16 protein-coding genes are annotated in these 18,078 nt (G+C 44.0%); 5 read left to right on the forward strand and 11 right to left on the reverse strand.

Annotated elements, in window-relative coordinates:
• The first annotated feature begins 84 nt into the window (after nt 1–84).
• Both MKY99_RS21940 and MKY99_RS21945 read left to right on the forward strand, forming a co-directional pair.
• Nucleotides 85–1,818: a histidine kinase gene (locus MKY99_RS21940; RefSeq protein ID WP_339266322.1), complete on the forward strand. Its 1,734-nt coding sequence runs from the start codon at nt 85–87 to the stop codon at nt 1,816–1,818.
• Between the two features lie 27 nt (nt 1,819–1,845).
• Entirely contained in the window at nt 1,846–3,492 is a 1,647-nt protein-coding gene (locus MKY99_RS21945; protein ID WP_339266324.1) for a response regulator, read from the forward strand.
• An 826-nt stretch (nt 3,493–4,318) separates the two neighbouring features.
• On the opposite strand, the gene MKY99_RS21950 is transcribed toward MKY99_RS21945, so the two are convergent.
• From MKY99_RS21950 to MKY99_RS21965, 4 genes are all read right to left on the reverse strand, one after another.
• Nucleotides 4,319–5,572, reverse strand: a complete 1,254-nt coding sequence (locus MKY99_RS21950; protein ID WP_042190470.1) for an aspartate kinase — start codon at nt 5,570–5,572, stop codon at nt 4,319–4,321.
• A 301-nt stretch (nt 5,573–5,873) separates the two neighbouring features.
• On the reverse strand, nt 5,874–6,431 hold the full coding sequence (gene efp / locus MKY99_RS21955; RefSeq protein ID WP_042190473.1) for an elongation factor P: 558 nt from the start codon (nt 6,429–6,431) through the stop codon (nt 5,874–5,876).
• Nucleotides 6,432–6,478: 47 nt separating this feature from the next.
• The gene (locus MKY99_RS21960; RefSeq protein ID WP_076300855.1) at nt 6,479–7,549 is read right to left on the reverse strand and encodes a Xaa-Pro peptidase family protein; all 1,071 of its coding nucleotides are present in this window, start codon (nt 7,547–7,549) and stop codon (nt 6,479–6,481) included.
• A gap of 74 nt (nt 7,550–7,623) precedes the next feature.
• Nucleotides 7,624–8,115 (reverse strand): YqhR family membrane protein, encoded by a 492-nt coding sequence (locus tag MKY99_RS21965; protein ID WP_076284474.1) that lies wholly within the window; start codon nt 8,113–8,115, stop codon nt 7,624–7,626.
• Between the two features lie 156 nt (nt 8,116–8,271).
• Here MKY99_RS21965 and MKY99_RS21970 point away from each other — a divergent pair, with 156 nt between their 5' ends.
• Together MKY99_RS21970 and MKY99_RS21975 are read left to right on the forward strand one after the other, a co-directional pair.
• Complete coding sequence (locus tag MKY99_RS21970; protein ID WP_076300854.1) at nt 8,272–9,270, forward strand: DUF1385 domain-containing protein; 999 nt, start codon at nt 8,272–8,274, stop codon at nt 9,268–9,270.
• A 7-nt stretch (nt 9,271–9,277) separates the two neighbouring features.
• Nucleotides 9,278–9,619: a hypothetical protein gene (locus tag MKY99_RS21975; protein WP_339266327.1), complete on the forward strand. Its 342-nt coding sequence runs from the start codon at nt 9,278–9,280 to the stop codon at nt 9,617–9,619.
• Between the two features lie 83 nt (nt 9,620–9,702).
• Here the strand turns inward: MKY99_RS21975 and MKY99_RS21980 are convergent, their stop codons facing one another.
• The 3 genes from MKY99_RS21980 to mntR all read right to left on the reverse strand — a co-directional run bounded on the left by MKY99_RS21980 (nt 9,703) and on the right by mntR (nt 13,085).
• Entirely contained in the window at nt 9,703–10,632 is a 930-nt protein-coding gene (locus tag MKY99_RS21980; protein ID WP_339266329.1) for a patatin-like phospholipase family protein, read from the reverse strand.
• A 91-nt stretch (nt 10,633–10,723) separates the two neighbouring features.
• The gene (locus tag MKY99_RS21985; RefSeq protein WP_339266331.1) at nt 10,724–12,355 is read right to left on the reverse strand and encodes a family 10 glycosylhydrolase; all 1,632 of its coding nucleotides are present in this window, start codon (nt 12,353–12,355) and stop codon (nt 10,724–10,726) included.
• 304 nt (nt 12,356–12,659) lie between these two features.
• The gene (mntR, locus tag MKY99_RS21990; protein ID WP_042190488.1) at nt 12,660–13,085 is read right to left on the reverse strand and encodes a transcriptional regulator MntR; all 426 of its coding nucleotides are present in this window, start codon (nt 13,083–13,085) and stop codon (nt 12,660–12,662) included.
• Nucleotides 13,086–13,278: 193 nt separating this feature from the next.
• Between mntR and splB the strand changes: the two genes are divergently transcribed.
• Nucleotides 13,279–14,355: a spore photoproduct lyase gene (gene splB, locus MKY99_RS21995; protein WP_339266333.1), complete on the forward strand. Its 1,077-nt coding sequence runs from the start codon at nt 13,279–13,281 to the stop codon at nt 14,353–14,355.
• On the opposite strand, the gene MKY99_RS22000 is transcribed toward splB, so the two are convergent.
• From MKY99_RS22000 to MKY99_RS22015, 4 genes are all read right to left on the reverse strand, one after another.
• Entirely contained in the window at nt 14,352–15,065 is a 714-nt protein-coding gene (locus MKY99_RS22000) for a cytochrome c biogenesis protein CcdA (protein ID WP_042129852.1), read from the reverse strand. The genes splB and MKY99_RS22000 overlap by 4 nt on opposite strands.
• A gap of 63 nt (nt 15,066–15,128) precedes the next feature.
• Complete coding sequence (locus MKY99_RS22005) at nt 15,129–15,932, reverse strand: metal ABC transporter permease (RefSeq protein ID WP_042194307.1); 804 nt, start codon at nt 15,930–15,932, stop codon at nt 15,129–15,131.
• Nucleotides 15,933–16,262: 330 nt separating this feature from the next.
• Nucleotides 16,263–17,012: a metal ABC transporter ATP-binding protein gene (locus MKY99_RS22010; protein WP_042190495.1), complete on the reverse strand. Its 750-nt coding sequence runs from the start codon at nt 17,010–17,012 to the stop codon at nt 16,263–16,265.
• Between the two features lie 34 nt (nt 17,013–17,046).
• A complete protein-coding gene (locus tag MKY99_RS22015; protein ID WP_339266336.1) occupies nt 17,047–18,036 on the reverse strand; it encodes a zinc ABC transporter substrate-binding protein in 990 nt (329 codons plus the stop codon).
• Nucleotides 18,037–18,078 lie beyond the last annotated feature (42 nt).

The raw sequence follows: 18,078 nt of genomic DNA on the forward strand, positions 1-18,078 counted from the left end.
TTATAAGGTCGTCTGCGCCGAGAATTTTGGAACAATGCCTGATTTTTTGTTTCCTTACTTTCATGAAGCGAAGGAGTCGCAAGCATGAACACACGCTTTAATACATTTACAAAAATCATCTCTTTGGTCCTGATCCTGCTAATTCCGCTCGTGGGACTATATTGGTTCTCCAACCAGACAAGTCTGCGTGTGGTCTCGGACGAAATTGAGAAATCGATGTATAAGGACCTTACATACTTTGCCGTGCAGACTGACAATGTCGCTGCGCAACTCTCAAAAGGCGGACTCATCCTCAGCGAAGATATCAATGTACGCGCGCTCGAATTCATCGAAATTATGACACTGTATGAGCAGACTAATGAAAAGCTCAAAATTGATGACAAGCTGAAACTTGTAATCGCTTCCTCAACCTGGGACACAACACTTAGCATCTATGCCCCCGACACACGAACTTTTGTTTCCTCCAATGTTTCCAATGTGTTTGACAACAACCAACTACGGCGCAACTTTTCTCGGACTTGGAAAATAACGACCGATGTGCCCTCCTTCTATCGTGGGCAGCAACGCTTTGTTCGTCATATTACCGAGCCATTTAATTCCTCCTTGGATCAGGCGAAGCTGATTGTAGAAATGAGCTTTCCTGCCACGGATTTGATCAAGGCACTGGATCGTTTTAAAAAAGGAGGCAAAGGTGATCCTTTTTTTATTTCATCCGATCATAGTGTGATACAAGCCATAGATGCGGATCAGAAGCTACAGAAAGAGCTAATTGAAAAGATCGATCTGAAGGTTCTCGCTAAACATCCGTTCACACGGCTTACACTCTCTGGAAGCGAATACGCCGTCAGTTGCGTCTGGATGCCGGAGCTCAGACAATATCTGGTGGATTATTTGCCAATTCAGGATGTAGTACGGCCGATTACAACAAACAGCTATTTATTCTACAGCTCGATTTTCTTCTTGCTTGTAGGTAGTACTATCGCAGCGTACTTCCTATACAACACCGTTCAAGTACCTATTCGTGAACTTATTCGTGGAGTGCGCAGAGTCAAACGTGGAGATTACTCAACGATCAATGTCTTGCATCCAAATAATGAATTTCACTTCCTACTGGTCAGCTTTAATGATATGGCCACGCAGATTGAACAGCTTATACAGAATGTTTACCTGGAGCAGATAGCTTCAAGAGACGCCAACCTGAAGCAGCTGCAATCGCAGATTAATCCGCATTTCCTATACAATTGCTTCACACTCATTCGCAGTCTGACACGTCTAGGTGAGAAAGAGACGGTTATGCAGCTAACGATGCATCTAAGTAAATATTATCGCTACACGACCTACTCAGAGCGGCAAACCGCCGAGCTGAAAGAGGAAATCGATTTGGTTCAAAGCTACCTCGCCATTCAGGCGATCAAAGTTCAGGATTTAAAATACGAGATTGATATCCCCAGTGACTTTGCAGGGCTTAAGCTGCCGCGTCTTATCCTTCAGCCACTAGTTGAAAATGCCGTATTGCACGGGATAGAGCCGGTAGGCTGCGGAAGTATTCATATCAGTGCCTATGTCACCGAAGAGTATAATATTATCGCAGTTCAGGATGACGGGATTGGTCTTACGGAAGAAAAGCTTATCTCATTGCAGCGGCAGATTGCGTTTCCTCCTGTCGAAGATAAGGGCTGTGCTTTATGGAATACAAGGCAACGAATACAGCTGCAGTTCGGGAAAGAAGCCGGGCTGCGTATTATCAGGCGGGAGGAAGGCGGAGTTGAAACCCAGCTATACTGGCCTAATCAGTCAGATTACGATAGTGCTTCATAACTGGCTTACATCAAGGAGGAACATGAAATGCACCAACTGTTAATCATAGATGATCAGACAGCCCTTGCAGATGATTTAGCTGATATGCTTCCCTGGCACGAAATAGGCATCGACATTGTTCATAAAGCCTACTCTGGACGTGAAGCACTAGAACTACTCTATGAACATTCGATCGACGTCGTTGTAACTGATATCTGCATGCCGGGAATGTCAGGGCTCGATCTCATTGCCGAAATCAGACGTAACTGGAAACATACTAAATGCATTCTGCTCACTGGTTTTGCCGATTTTGAATATACCAAGCAGGCGCTGAAGCTGAGATCCAGCGATTATCTCCTTAAACCCGTTGAAGACGAAGAATTAATGAGCGCCGTTCGCAAAGCACTAGACGAGCTTGAACAAGAGTGGCAAGAAATCATTTCGATTCAAAAAATTAATTATACGCTTAGAGAACAGCTGCCTAAGCTACGGGAATATCTCCTGCGGGATCTGATTACCGGCAAGCAGGACCCGGCCATTGGTCCACTTTCCAAAAAACTTCAAATGTATGAAGTTCCCATTGCCAGAGGCACTTCCTACAGCATGATGCTGCTGAGGATAGACACAACAGAAGGTGAGTACGATCAAAGTGATGAGACACTCATTGAATATGCACTGACTAACATTGCTGCTGAGCTGTTCGGCCCCCGTATGGCGTTATGGCATTGTACAGATATGCACGGATTTATCGTCTGCTTGCTGTCAGACAAGTCCCTTCCAAATACGATTGAATCAACAAAGATAAGCGAGGAAGAGGAACTCGATGTCTGGATTGAAACACAGGCCTTTCAGCTCCAACGTGCGGCTAAATCCTACTTAAAGGTAGGCATATCCGTTCTAACGAGTAAAAGAGGCCAATTTCCGCAAGATATCCGGACCATGTATCAGTCCTCACTGGCGAGTTTCAGGCATTTCATCGGAAGGGATACCGAATTGTTCATTTCACTAGCCAAGGAACCAAACCGCGGTGAAATGCAGCAGCTAAATGAACTCTACCTAACGCCGACTCTCGGATTGCTGCTGGAAATGGGCCAATGGGAAGCAGCCAACGATAAGCTGGCAGCAATCCTGAAAGAGCTAGAAGAAGAATGGCGAGACTCACAGGAGCATATCCTTGAAGCTTATTTCGCCATTGCCTCCTCCATTTCTTCTCTTATTCATCGCACCAAAAAATGGCTGGCTGACACGATCGGTGAAGATTTCTATACCGTAACTAGCGGGCAGCCTATGCAAACAGTCGATGAGCTACGCAACTGGAGTGAACGGGTCATCGCCAGCTACCGACGCTCGGTTAGCAGTGTGGAGAAGGATTCCCGAAACTCCATTATCCGCAAGGTACAGGATTACATCGCGCAGAACCCTGGTACAGCTTCACTACAGACTATATCTTCAAGCGTATATCTGAATCCTTCATATCTCTCGAAGATTTACAAGCTTGAAACTGGTGAAGGAATCAGTGAATATACGCTTCGTATTCGTATGGAGAAGGCAATTCTCTTGCTAGAGCAGTCGCCTGAAAAAATCTATGAAATTTCAACCTTGCTTGGCTATCAAAAACCTAGCTATTTCATTCATCTATTCAAGAAGCATTATGGCATAACACCGCAGGAATACCGCAACAAACTCGGTTTATAAGTCTTAACAAGAAAAACGCCTGACGTCGTCCTTGGAGTAGAGTTACAAGCTGAGTACATCCGTAATTCCATACTCGTATCCATATGCACCTTCGTAGTGAGGTTCCGCTTACGGACCGAATGGCTTTATTTCGATGAAATGAGCACATATATTAGGGACGGACCGTATTGCACTTATTCCTAATAACAAACCCCTTCCCGGTGATCTGGGGCGAATAACAGCGCTGGCTCGTTTACTTTACCGGCGGCACATTGTATTCGATTTTTCGCATACATTTGGCTCGTTTATGTTACCGGCGGCACATTGTATTCGATTTTTCGCATACATTTGGCTCGTTTATGTTACCGGCGGCACATTGTATTCGATTTTTCGCATACATTTGGCTCGTTTACGTTACCGGCGGCACATTGTATTCGATTTTTCGCATACATTTGGCTCGTTTACGCTACCGGCAGCACATTGTATTCGATTTTTCGCATACATTTGGCTCGTTTACGCTACCGACGGCACATTGTATTCGATTTTTCGCATACAATTGGCACATTTACGTTACCGGCGGCATATTGTATTCGATTATTCGCATACATTTGTCCGTAGGCTCGGCTAAAACATGCATTTCGGAGGATATAAGGTCCGCTCGGTTTTTAGAAACTGACGGATGACTCCTCGTTTATTCCATGTTTCCTGCTTCTTCACGTTCACCCCTCCTTCCTCTTTCTTCGGAGTTATCCACATTTTTTTGTATTGTATAATTTCCTAAACAATAAAAAAAAGATGCTTACAGCCATTTAGCTGTAAACATCCCTTTTTATTTCCCCAGCAGCTCCTATCGGCGATCCTTAGGACCTCCGACGAAAGCTTGCTCAGTTGTATCAAGATTGTAGGCGGTATGAAGCGCCTGTATGATTGATGGCAAATTGCCTGATTCAATGACGCAAGATACTTTGATCTCAGAAGTGCTGACCATCTTGATGCTTACACCCTCTTGGGAGAGTACATCAAACATTTGAGCCGCTACCCCTGGATGGCTGACCATACCAGCACCAACGATGGATACCTTCACCAGGTTATCCTCGGAGGTAACTTCACGATAAGGCAAAGTTTTATGAATTTCTTTAATAACTTCCTTCGCCCGATCCAGCTCATCAAGAGAAACTGTAAATGAGAAGTCAGCCTGCTCATTCTGTACACCACTTTGTACGATGATATCTACGTTAACGCCCTCTTCAGCAAGCTTGCCGAAGACCTGAGCGAGTACACCTGGTACATCAGGAACTCCAAGAATACTGACACGTGCTACATTCTTATCAAATGCAATACCACTAACTACGATTCCCTGCTCCATGCTTGTTTCCTCCTTCACAACAGTACCTTCATTATGATTAAAGCTCGATCTAACGACCAGCTTAACTTGATGACGCTTAGCGTACTCCACTGCACGTGGATGTAATACAGCTGCTCCCAGATTGGCAAGCTCCAGCATTTCATCGTAAGAGATTTCCTTCAGCTTACGTGCCGTCTTCACGATACGTGGGTCAGTGGAGTAAATACCATCTACATCGGTATAGATCTCGCATACATCTGCTTGAATAGCAGCAGCCAATGCTACGGCTGTAGTGTCCGAACCACCGCGGCCTAATGTGGTGATCTCACCGTCCACAGTCATTCCCTGAAAGCCTGCAACGATCACGATCTGTTCACGCTCCAAAGACGCTAATACACGACGCGGGTCAATTTCATTGATACGAGCTCTGCCGTGAGTTTCGTCTGTTCGGAATCCAGCCTGCCATCCTGTATAAGAAACTGCATTCCGCCCGATCCCATGCAGGGCAATGGACAATAGAGCGACGGAGATTTGTTCACCTGTCGTCATCAACATATCCATTTCACGTGCGGGCGGCTGCCCGTTTAGTTGCTTCGCCGTATCGATCAAATCATCTGTTGTATCCCCCATTGCAGATACAACCACAACGCAGCGATGTCCCTCATCTTGCTTGTCTGCGATGCGCTTGGCGACGCGTTTCATTCGTTCAGTGTCGCCGACGGAGCTGCCTCCGAATTTCATAACATAAAGTGACAAAGTCCCATTCACTCCCCATATCGGTCTATGTAGTTGCTTCTAATCGGTTTCCCGCTTTAAATCAGTATAATACGAAAACAGTGCCTTGCGTTAATGGTTTCATAAAAAATTTATTAAATTTCCCCGCTGTGAAAAAAAAGATAAGGTCAGCATCAACCCTTCAGCTGTGCTTATTTTACTCAACTTCCAGTATTTTAATGTAGGCTTCCACAGCATCTTTATCCGTTACTGTTCATAAAAAAACCTCCACCGTATAAACGGGGAGGCTCTTCTGGTAATATCTAGGTTATTGTTCTGTTTCCTACGCGCGGGAGATATATTTACCTTCACGAGTATCAACCAGCAAGATGTCTTCTTCGTTGATGAACAATGGAACCTGAACACTATGTCCGGTTTCAAGCTTGGCCGATTTCGTGGCACCTTGAGCCGTGTTTCCTTTAACGCCAGGCTCAGTTTCAACAACCTTCAACTCTACGCTGGTAGGAAGGTTGATCCCAAGAATCTCACCTTTGTAACTAACGATGTTTACAGTCATGTTCTCTTTAAGGAAATTCAATTCCCATTCCAATTGCTTTTCGGACAATTCGAATTGGTCATAAGTTTCGTTATCCATGAAAACGTGGTCCGATCCACTGGCATAGAGATATTGTACACCACGGTTTTCGATAATAGCACGGCCAATCGTTTCACCTGCACGGAATGTACGCTCTACTGTATTACCGTTACGCAAGTTCTTAAGCTTGGAACGAACAAATGCTGCGCCTTTACCTGGCTTAACGTGTTGGAAATCAATAACGGTAAAAATATCTCCCTCTACCTCTACGGTCAAACCTGTTTTAAAATCATTTACTGAAATCACTAAAAATCCCTCCAAAATTTATAATCAATCTAATACATCAAACTTACTTACAGTACTGTATATTCTTTAGACGAATGGGTCAGCAGTGATATTCCGCTCTCCGTGATCACAATGTCGTCTTCAATACGTACTCCGCCAATTCCCGGCAAATAAATACCAGGCTCCACAGTTACTACCATCCCCGGCTGCATAATATCGTCGCTAAGTTTGGACAAACGCGGCCACTCATGAACTTCCATTCCAAGTCCATGGCCTGTGCTGTGTCCAAATTGTTCACCATATCCGTAGCTAGCAATGATATCACGTGCCAAGGCATCACATTCCCGTCCAGTCATACCCGGCTTGATATGTGCTAAAGTATGTAGCTGAGCTTCCAGCACAATATCATAGATCTCTTTCAGCTTCGGATCCGGTGCTCCGAGTGCGATAGTTCTTGTCACATCTGAGCAATAGCCATCAAGTAATGCACCGAAATCAAGGGTAATGAATTCATTGCCTTGAATTACACGGCTGCTTGCTACGCCGTGTGGCATGGACGAGCGTTCACCTGAAGCAACAATCGTATCAAACGATGAAGAAGTTGCACCATGGGTACGCATATAAAATTCCATTTCCAAATCAACATCGCGCTCAGTCATGCCCGGCTTGATCACGTTCAGAATATGACTGAATGTAGCATCGGCAAGATCTGCTGCACGTTGCATAACGGCAAGCTCTTCCTCATCCTTGAACATACGAAGGTCTTCCACAGCTTTGGAAATTGGAACTAACACTGCCGGCTTAAGTGCTTCTGCATATGAGGTGTACGCGCTGAATGAAACATCATCCTGTTCGAAACCGATACGTACCTCTTTACCAGAAGGCAGAAGCTCGCGAACTGTATCAATGAACTTAGTTGTATGTTCTACAACTTTAACCCCCATTGCTTGGTCCGCGGCCTGTGTCATATACCTGAAGTCAGTCAGCAGATAACAATCATCACTTGTCACCAGTACATAACCGGACGATCCGGTAAATCCACTTAAATAGCGGCGGTTATAACCGCTAGTTATCAACATTGCATCCAATCCTTGATCCTGCAAAACCTTACGCAGCTTGGAGACACGCTTGTTACCCATTTTCATTCTCCTCTCGAAATAGCCACATTGTATTTTAACATAGGGATATCCCCTTGAGAAGTTTTTTCGCGCCGTTAGGCAAGCGCTGTACTTTGCTCACGCTTCCGTTCGTCCGTATACTCGATCGCTGCTGTATATCCAATGAACATTCCCCATAGCAGAAAAATGCAGAACTCACTAATGACAGTGTTCCACGGCAGCTTGAATGGGGGCTGCATAAGAAACATCTGCGAACCAGGAATAAATATAATCGCCCACCATAAAACGCCGTAGACCAGGCCTGGCCAAGGTCCCTTCAGCTTGCGGAGAAGCAGTACATACAGCATGGAGGCGATGACCGAAAATACAATAAACATCATATATCCCACGAAATGTCCAAATGCTGTTGTCAAAAACGCATGCCTGAAAAAAGGCTCTGCGATAAAGCCAGGGCTTACTTTGGTAAAACTGAACCAATAGACTAGCCAATGAAGTCCACCCCAAATTAATCCTGCAAAAAAACCTAATTCGAGTGCAAAAAGCCAAATATTTGTATGCCCCGATTGTTGTTGATGAGATTTGCTCATGAAATTGCCTCGCTTTCTTTATTTTCAATGCCAATTTATCTCTCGTTCTCTCTAGAAGATAGTATGTACAGCAAAAGGCGATCCAACTAGTAATGTCTTCAAAAATTAGTTACAATGTATTATATAAATCATATTAAATACGAGAAGGTGAATTGGTTGTCCCAGGAAACTCCCAGTTACGGCGGCCAAGCCGTCATTGAAGGCGTCATGTTCGGCGGTAAGCATATCAATGTAACAGCCGTGCGACGCAAGAATCAGGAAATCACATTTTTAGAAGTACCCAAAAGCGATAAGAGCTGGGTCACGAAACTGCGCAAGATTCCGCTGCTTCGCGGCCTTGTCAGTATAATAGATGCCAGCGCTAAAGGCTCTAAGCACTTGAACTATTCAGCCGAATCCTACGCTGAAGATGAGTTGGAACCAGAAGATATTGAGAAGGAAAAAGCGAAGCCGAAGAAAAAGGATGAGGGCTGGAGCCTTGGAATGATTTTTGGGGTTGCTGTAATGGGTATTCTCTCCTTCTTGTTCGGAAAGCTCATTTTTACGCTTGTTCCGGTATTTGTAGAGGATTTTTTATTTAAAAATGTATTTGATAACTACGTACTGCACAACCTCATAGAAGGCGGCATCAAAATGATTCTCTTGCTGGTCTATTTATGGGCGATTTCTCAAACACCTGTGATCAAGCGACTGTTCCAGTATCACGGCGCCGAACATAAAGTCATCAGCGCTTTTGAAGCAGGCGAAGAACTGACTGTTCAGAACGTTCAGAAATACAGCCGTCTGCATTACCGCTGTGGAAGTAGCTTTATGATGCTGACGATTATCCTCGGTGTGATTATTTACTCCGTAGTCCCATGGGATAATCTTTGGGAACGAGTGATCCAGCGGATTATCTTGTTGCCAGTCGTAATTGGTGTATCGTTCGAAGTTCTAAAGGGAACCAATGCGGTAAGAGAAGTACCAGGCCTTAAATATCTGGGTTACCCTGGATTGTGGCTGCAACTCCTTACAACCAAAGAGCCAAAAGACGATCAGGTAGAAGTATCTATTGCCTCTTTTAACCGTATGCGTGAGCTTGATGCTGCGATTGAAGCAAGAGGATATTCGGAGGCAAGTGTGTCAGGCGGCATATTGGATCCTGCGAAAGGATGAGTGATCTATGATCAGGCATGCTTTAATTTTTTGGATTACGGTTACGCTTGCGATTTTCGGTTTTGTGATTGGAGTCTTGACTGAGCCCTTCTTTACGCTGTCGAAGCTGATTCTCCCCCTAGTACTGTTAGCAATCATTTATTATGCTTACAAAAAAATGGGACCAGGCAAATACGCTCGTAGCAGCAGTGGATCTAAGGTTAAAGTGAAGCCTTCCCAGAAAACCATGTCAAAGGTAGCAGGAATTCGCAAGACTCAATCTGCACCAGGCAAACGCAAAAGCTATCCTTTCCAAGTGATCGAAGGAAGTAAAGGGAAAAATGACGATCAGCTTCCGAAGTATCACTAACTTCATAAGAACTCCAAAAAGCATCTCCACGTTTTAAGTAACGTGCGGGATGCTTTTTTCTCATATGGTTATTATCATATTCGTTATCTTGGTCGCCACTCCTTAAAGAAATCTTCTCCTGCTTTAAGTCCAGCAGCATACATTTCATCGCTTTGCGCTTTTGTAATTTCAAATTGAGTCGTCCCAATCCCAAGCGTAGGAATTTTTACCGTACGAACAAATTTATCCCCTTCAATAAACTTCTCATCATGAGCAGAGAGCATGGTGGTTACCATAGCTTGGAGCATACTGAATGGCCCTCTAATTTTATGCGGCTGTGGATCGGTCTTACCTACCGTTTGATAACCTACCGTAGGAATTCTGCTCCCAGGTTGTTTGCTCCCATTATTCTTGCTGTCAAATAGCCACAAAGGAAAATTACTCAAGAGCCCACCATCTACAACATACACAAACTGCTCGGCAAAGGATTTCCCTCTTGCTGCCTGCCCGTTTAGTCTTAACATCACAGGATCAAAAAAATAAGGAATGCTGCAGCTCATTCGCACTGCCTTGGCCACTTCAAAATGCTCCGGAGAGATCCCATACTGCTCCAAGCCATCTGGCAAGACCAATATCCTTCCATTTGTGATATCGGATGCGATGATAGATAATTTACCGGCAGGCAGATCACGGAAGGTGATGATCCCCTTTTTCAGTAATAATGCTCTTATCCAGGATTCCAAGGCTTCTCCAGAATATAATCCTTTCTTCAATAACACTCGCAGCGCAGGACCAACGATAGCCGTATTATAAACGGGACCTCGCTTCAGAAACGATGAAAAGGATGTTCCTTGGATTATCCGACACATTTCCTCCCCTTCATAGCCCGCTGCTAGTAAAGTGGCTACAATCGAACCTGAGGAGGTTCCTGCTACCCTTTTAAAAGTCCAGCCTGCCCTTTCTGTAGCTTCAACTGCTCCCGCAAGAGAAATCCCCTTTACGCCTCCTCCTTCAAATACTGCGTTAATCTCCATACACAAAAATCCCCCGTTTCCCATAGATTCTATTGCTTATCTATGAGCACAGGGGAACATTCATGACTCCTTATGAATAACAGCTAAACTATTAGGATTTAAAATAAAAGGTCAGTAAGCTCGACAATCCGAACGGATTGCGGACTACGACGTCATTCGCTCTAAACATAATACTACCTGCAACCTCTTCGTACTTCTCATTATATTTGAGCTGATTAATAATTTGATCTCCACTTTGCCATTCAGCCTTTTGATCACTGGCTCCGACCTTATAACCAGCTAACCCGATGTAGAGTTTAACATTCGTATTCTCGACTTCTTTTACCCACCAATCTACTAACTTGTCATAACGAGCTGTGCTAAAGGACAAACTCCAATAAATTTGCGGAGCGACATAATCAATCCAGCCCTGCTTAATCCATGTCCGAACATCCGCATACATGCTGTCATAAGCAGATACCCCTGCAGTCGTGTCCGAACCTGTACTATCATTTTTAATATTTCGCCATACTCCAAAAGGACTGATTCCATAAGAAGCCTTTGGCTTCACCTTATGAATCTGTTCTCCCAACTGACGGACAAATTCATTAATATTATCTCGGCGCCAATCAGCTTTAGAAAGCTTTTTCGTATTATAGGTAGAATAAGCAGCATCATCGGCAAAAGTAACATTTGAAGGATAAAAGTAATCATCCAAATGGACACCATCGATATCGTAACCTTTAACCACTTCCATCACCGTGTCGATGATATGTTGGCGAGCCTCCGGAATACCTGGATTAATGTATTTCTTACCATCGGCATTCACAATCCATTCTGGATGTTCTTTTGCCACATGGTTACTTGCTAACGCTGAGGTGGAAGCATCCGTCGTTGCACGGAATGGGTTGAACCAAGCATGAAACTGCATGCCGCGGGAATGCGCAGCACTGACCATATAGCTTAGAGGATCATATCCCGGATTCTTTCCTTGTGTACCCGTCAATACCTTAGACCAAGGAACTAAAGTCGATGGATACAGACTATCTGCTGAAGGTCTAACCTGAACAAATACAGCATTAAAGCCAACAGCCTTTAGCTTGTCTAACAAATTATCAAACTCCTGCTTTTGTTTCGCTTCATTTCCTGCCGAAGACGTTGAAGGCCAGTCCAGGTTGAATACGGTAGAGATCCAAGCCCCCTTCATCTCCTTACCAGTCGATCCACCAGGGATAGTCGGTAACGTCGGCACTGTTGGTGTCGTTGGTGTCGTTGGTTTTTCTGGATCGACAGATTGTGGTGGTTCAGTGTTGGAGATCAAGGAAATATGCTTATTAACCTGATCCCATAACACCTGCAGTCCCAATTGCTCACTTACAAAACGAATGGGTACCATTACCCGCCCCTGCTTAATCTGCACGGATGTATCCAGCGCTACCGAAGTATCGTTTACCCATGCGTTTTTCAGGCCACTGGTCAGCTTGAGAACCGTATCTCCTTGAGTGATCGTTACAGTCTTACTATTTTGATTCCATACTACGCCGGCATTTAATCCTTTACTGATCACACTTATTGGCACCATCGTTACATTGGAAGTTGTGATATACGGAGGCACATCACTAACCAGCGCCTCTCCATCCAGTTCAATCGTAATTTGCACCGCTGCCGCGCGTGCACCAGGAGACCATAAAGGCAGAAACAACATAAGTACTAACAAGCTCAACATCCATTTACGATAATTCATAATTCCTCCCCAAATCTAAAAAATATGTATCCAAAAAATAAGAAAAAACGGATAAATCCTTCAAGCAGATGAGAGAATGCCTCCTTCTAAAAAGGGGGTATCTGTCTCTGCAAAAAATATAAGAAGTACCGAATAAAACTCATACTCTCTTATATTTTTAAAAGGACTGTATCCGTTTTGACGCTAAAAACTGGGAAAGGTTGCACTAAACAAAATAGAAACGGCTATACTATCCACTGATTATGCTCACGAAAGCCTTGCTGCGCATAACTTTTAGGACAGTATCCGTTTCGGGAAAAACATTTCAAGAATCGCTTGTCAGTTCGTTGTGAATCGCATATAAAGTCTGTACACGTTCTTCATCGCGGCGGAAATATTCTACCAATGTTTCAATACGCGTAATCGAATCCCAACTTAAGTGATGCTCGATTCCTTCAACATCATTATAAATGTATTCCTGCTGTACTCCGATCAATCCGAGGAATTCCTCCAATAGTTGATGGCGATCAACCAGACGTTTTCCTACTTTTTTCCCTTTGTTGGTTAGGACAAGCCCACGATATTTCTCATAGATGAGATATTCGTCCTTATCCAGTTTTTGGATCATCTTGGTCACAGAGGAGGGGTGTACTTCCAGTCCCTCGGCAATATCCGAGACCCGCGCATAACCTTTCTCATCTATGAGCTTGTATATGCGCTCCAAATAATCCTCCATGCTGGGTGTTGGCATTAAACTTTACCTCTTTTCTATAATGAGCATGGCGCCGGGCCAAACCTTGCTCTAACAATGATACATGTTTCTAACGCACCTTGGCAAGTCCTTCAAAGGAACTTACAGATGAGTTGCACATGTTTACCATGCTTCTATTGGGGCTGAGTTAGACATAATAAACATACTCGTCATTCAAAAGGAGCGTGAATTTATGACTATAGTGACGCCAGAGCCCTCTACTGTAAAAAGACCCAGAAAACCTACTGCACTTTTTCTTCCAGAGCTTGTTTTCTTCGAACCGAATGCTTTAAATTACCCTAAAGGTGAAAAAATAATGGAATGGGTAAAGGCTAACAATATCCCTTATCGTATGACCACATCACATAATCGTATTATGAATTTCCCTGGTGAAACTGAGGTCGAGCAATATAAAATTGCCAAAAGAACGCTTGTTGTCGGCCTACGCAAAACTTTGAAATTTGACCAATCCAAGCCATCGGCTGATTATGCTATTCCCATTGCCACCGGCTGTATGGGGCACTGCCATTATTGCTATTTGCAGACTACCTTAGGAGCAAAGCCCTACATTCGCGTATATGTAAACACAGGTGACATTATAGATGCTGCCAAAAAATATATTGAGGAGCGCAATCCAGAAATCACCACTTTTGAAGCTGCCTGCACATCAGATCCTTTAGGACTTGAGCATATTACCGGCTCTCTGGCAGAACTAATTACATTTATGGCAAAAGAACCCCTTGGCCGTCTGCGCTTTGTGACCAAATACCAACATGTTGAACCACTGCTTGCTTTGGAGCATAACGGACATACCCGAGTTCGCTTCAGCGTCAACGCAGATTATGTAATCAAAAATTTCGAGCCTGCCACCTCCCGCTTTGAGGAGCGTATTGAAGCCGCTGGAAAGGTAGCACGGGCGGGTTATCCACTTGGCTTTATCATTGCTCCAATTATTTGGTATGACGGCTGGCAAGAAGGTTATGCTGAGCTACTGGCCAAGTTAGCCCAGACCCTTCCCCCTGAAATCGGAAAAGGACTAACCTTCGAAATGATTCAGCATCGATTCACCAAAACCGCTAAGACGGTTATAGAGAAGCGCTACCCCAAATCCAAGCTAGAAATGGACATGGAGAAGCGTAAGAAGAAATGGGGACGCTGGGGACAAAATAAATATGTCTATCCAGATGAACAGCAAACCGCCCTGCGAGAGTTTATCACAGAGCGGATATTCGAACATTTTCCAGAAGCAGGAATTGATTATTTCACTTAAAAAATGAGCCAATCTGGTGTAATTCCCTGTAGCCAAACTGTGATCCGAAACATTTGATCTGTAAAGAGCAGAACACCCATAAATACCATGAGAACGCCACCAATCTTCATGAGCACATTTGAATATTTAAGGATACGTCTGGCTCCTCCAAGAAAGAAGGCTAAGACAAAGAATGGCAAGGCGAACCCTATGCTATAAGCCGTAATTAACGTAAACCACGTGCCAGGCTCACTGGCGGAAAGTGCGATAATCGCAGTCAGAATCGGTCCAATACATGGAGACCAGCCCGCTGAAAAACCGATACCAAAAATAAAGGATCCCACATAACCCGCCGGCTTCCATTTTAAATCAAGCTTACGTTCGCGAAGTAGAAATTGCGGCTGAAAGATCCCAAGCAAAAATAATCCCATCACAATAATCAAAATCGCCGATAATTGCCGGATCAGATCACGCTGTCCATTAAAAAATTGTCCAAATAGTCCTGCACCAAATCCTAAGGTGTAAAAAACCGCTGAAAAACCTAAAATAAATGCCAATGTATGGGTTATTGTGCGTATACGGACCTCTTTGGTATTGCTGCCTGACTTCAATTGCTGAACGGATAATCCGGTAATATACGATAAATAAGAGGGATAAAGCGGTAAGCAGCAGGGTGATATAAATGATGCTACCCCTGCTGCTAAGGCTATTCCTGCATTGATATTAGACAAGGTAGCGGCTCTCCTTCCAGCATTCGAATCACTTCAGGGCATACCCTATATTTTATTCGCTGTTTATGCTGGCAAACCCTTTTTACCGATCAAAGTCAACACTAATAGTGATATGAGTAAAAGCACAATGGTTGCACCAGGGGCCAGATTCCAAACTCCTGCAACCACTAGTCCGCCTACAACAGCAATTTCCGAAATGATGACGGATAGAATGACCGAGGATTTAAAGCTTCGAGATAACAATAAGCTGATGGCCACAGGAATGGTCAGTAGAGCTGATACTAGCAAAGATCCAACAATTTTAATCGCAGTACTGATTACAAGCGCCGTCAGAATGGTAATCAACATGTTAAGCAGCTTCACTGGGAGTCCGCTGACACTCGCAGCATCCTCTTCAAAGCTAAGTAAGAAGAACTCCTTAAAAAACAGAGATACTACTACTACAACTGCTATCGTTACGATCCCTACTACGATTAAATCGGTATTGTCTAACGTATAAATGCTACCGAACAAGTAACTCATAACATCTGCATTATAACCTTTTCCTAAAGTGAAAAAGAGTGAGGCTAAAGCCACTCCGCCCGACATAATTATGGCTATCGAGAGCTCTGCATAACTCTTATAAGCCTTGCGCAGCTTCTCTATCGCGAAGGAAGCCACCACTGCAAAAATAAGACCTGCTCCCAGCGGGTAAAATCCTGTCAAAAAACCAAGTGCCACACCGGCAATCGTAACATGAGCCAGCGTATCCCCAATCATAGATAAACGTCTGAGCACAAGAAAAACGCCTATAAGCGGCGCTGTAATGCCTATCAGAAGACCGCCCGCAAGCGCTCGCTGAAAAAAATCGCTAAATAGAATTTCCAACTTTAACTCTCCTCCGTAGAACAATTGAAACATTTTTAAAAGCTTTTATTAAAATCTTTTTTCGATTCCTCCCAAACCCTCCCTCCTAAGGGAGGGCCTCAAGGGCTCTGCCCTCTGGACACCCGTCAAGTGCAACTGGCGTAGGAGGTGGGGTTACTGAACATAGTTAGGACGAAGAAGGATCGCTTTCGCCCCTAACGGGGCACGCTTACAGCGTCGCGGTATTTAGTATACGGAAAGGATTAAAGATGAGGGAAACCCTGCTCCGATGCTCTATGTACGCCCCCAATAATCGAGGGTTCCCTTTTTCTACCAGAGTTTAACTATGACCTAAGAGAGCGTGTGCTGCAGGTTCTCCTCTGTACAATTCTGCAAATCATGAGAATGACGGGAGAAAAAGTTAATCTTACCGTTCGTTTGCACAGGTTCATTCCCTAAGTAATTCTTAATCATGTCAATATCATGCGACACCATTAGGAATGTCATATGATGATGGGCATGCATATGTGTAATTAATTCAAAGAATCCTGCTTGTGATTCAGCATCAATACCGACTGTAGGCTCATCCAAAATCAGCAGATCCGGATGGTTGATCAACGCACGTGCTAGAAATACACGCTGCTGCTGACCGCCTGACAGCTGGCCTACTCTTTTCTCCGCAATATCCTGTATCCGCATCACTTCAAGTGCATCTTCGCACTGACGATGCTGAGCCTTAGATACTCTTCGAATAAGATTCTTGTTATTGTACAAACCAGATAGCACTACTTCACGCACCGTTGCTGGAAACAGCGGGTTGAAGGCGTTCTTTTGTGGAACATAACCTATCCGTTCCCAGTCTTTAAACTTGCGGACAGGCGTTCCAAATAGTTTGATTTCACCACTGCTTGCCGGTAGCAAACCGACGATCATCTTCATCAGTGTTGTTTTACCAGCGCCATTAGAACCAATGATACCAAGGAAGTCTCGTTCTCTTACACTATAGTTAAGATTCGAGATCACCTTCTGTTCACCATATGAAAAAGAAAGATCCTGTATATCGATGATATGCTGATGGCAGTCCAAGGATACCGATTGCATGCTTTAGCACCGCCTTTTCCTTATACTTTCCTTTTTATTGTAAAGCCATAATCAGATTTTGCAAATTTTTCTCCATCAAGGTGAAGTAGTTATCCCCGTTCTTTTCTTGCTCCGCAGTAAGACCCTCTACCGGATTAAGAACCATAGTAGACACACCAGCTTCAGCCGCTAAGGTCTTAGCCAGTTTATCGGAGACAAGCTCTTCAAAAAAGATGTATTGAATTTTCTCCTCTTTAACCATCTTCGCCAGGTTTACTAAATCCTGTCCACGCGGCTCAGCGTCTGGGGATAATCCCATAATCGCATGCTGCTCAAGCTTATAGTCACGGGCAAGGTAGGCAAAAGCTTGGTGTGAAACTACAATTTTGTGGTTAGGCAGCTTGGTAAGCTCCTGTTCAAATTTACTATCCAAAGCCTGTAAACGTTCAGCAAGCTTATTGTAACGCTCTTCATAACCATCTTTATGCTCAGGGTCCACAGATTGAAGGCTTTCTTTTATATTGCGCGCCATGATGATCGCTGATTTCGGACTTACCCAGGTATGTGGGTCCGTATGAAGGCTGTCCTCAGAAGAATGGCTATTATGATCAGCATCATCTTCGTGATGATCCTCTTCGCCGCTTCCCCCATGATCATGTCCGTCATCTTCATCGGTCATTATTAAATCAATACCTTTACTTACTTCAACAGCTTCCACTTTACTGCTGCTATCAAGTCCTTTTAGAAAATTAGGAACCCATCCCTCAAGCCCTGCTCCATTGTACAAGAACAATTGCGCTTTGGAGGTATTGACAATATCCTGACTGCGTGGTGTCCAATCATGCGGCTCTACACCAACCGGAAGAAGATTAATAGCATTTATATCATCTCCACCAATTTCCCGAGTAAACTCATAAATAGGATAAAAAGTAGTTACAACATTTACTTTCCCTTCAACTATACTTCCACTGCTCTTAGGTCCACATGCAGTGAGTGTAAATACAAGCACCAATGCAAGTATAAGCAGACTTATTCGTGACTTCATAGCAACCATTAAATTGATCTCCCTCTCAAATCGTAATCTTTA

It is taken from the genome of Paenibacillus sp. FSL R5-0470 (genome assembly GCF_037975205.1).
GTDB lineage: Bacteria > Bacillota > Bacilli > Paenibacillales > Paenibacillaceae > Paenibacillus_AQ.

What these genes read in the sequence shown, in the direction of transcription:
- MKY99_RS22010 (WP_042190495.1), bottom strand. Translation starts at nt 17,012, where the DNA reads ATGCAATCGGTATCCTTGGACTGCCATCAGCATATCATCGATATACAG.
- mntR (WP_042190488.1), bottom strand. Translation starts at nt 13,085, where the DNA reads ATGCCAACACCCAGCATGGAGGATTATTTGGAGCGCATATACAAGCTC.
- MKY99_RS21960 (WP_076300855.1), bottom strand. Translation starts at nt 7,549, where the DNA reads ATGGGTAACAAGCGTGTCTCCAAGCTGCGTAAGGTTTTGCAGGATCAA.
- splB (WP_339266333.1), top strand. Translation starts at nt 13,279, where the DNA reads ATGACTATAGTGACGCCAGAGCCCTCTACTGTAAAAAGACCCAGAAAA.
- MKY99_RS21940 (WP_339266322.1), top strand. Translation starts at nt 85, where the DNA reads ATGAACACACGCTTTAATACATTTACAAAAATCATCTCTTTGGTCCTG.
- MKY99_RS21980 (WP_339266329.1), bottom strand. Translation starts at nt 10,632, where the DNA reads ATGGAGATTAACGCAGTATTTGAAGGAGGAGGCGTAAAGGGGATTTCT.
- MKY99_RS21985 (WP_339266331.1), bottom strand. Translation starts at nt 12,355, where the DNA reads ATGAATTATCGTAAATGGATGTTGAGCTTGTTAGTACTTATGTTGTTT.
- MKY99_RS21945 (WP_339266324.1), top strand. Translation starts at nt 1,846, where the DNA reads ATGCACCAACTGTTAATCATAGATGATCAGACAGCCCTTGCAGATGAT.
- MKY99_RS22015 (WP_339266336.1), bottom strand. Translation starts at nt 18,036, where the DNA reads ATGAAGTCACGAATAAGTCTGCTTATACTTGCATTGGTGCTTGTATTT.
- MKY99_RS21975 (WP_339266327.1), top strand. Translation starts at nt 9,278, where the DNA reads ATGATCAGGCATGCTTTAATTTTTTGGATTACGGTTACGCTTGCGATT.
- MKY99_RS21965 (WP_076284474.1), bottom strand. Translation starts at nt 8,115, where the DNA reads ATGAGCAAATCTCATCAACAACAATCGGGGCATACAAATATTTGGCTT.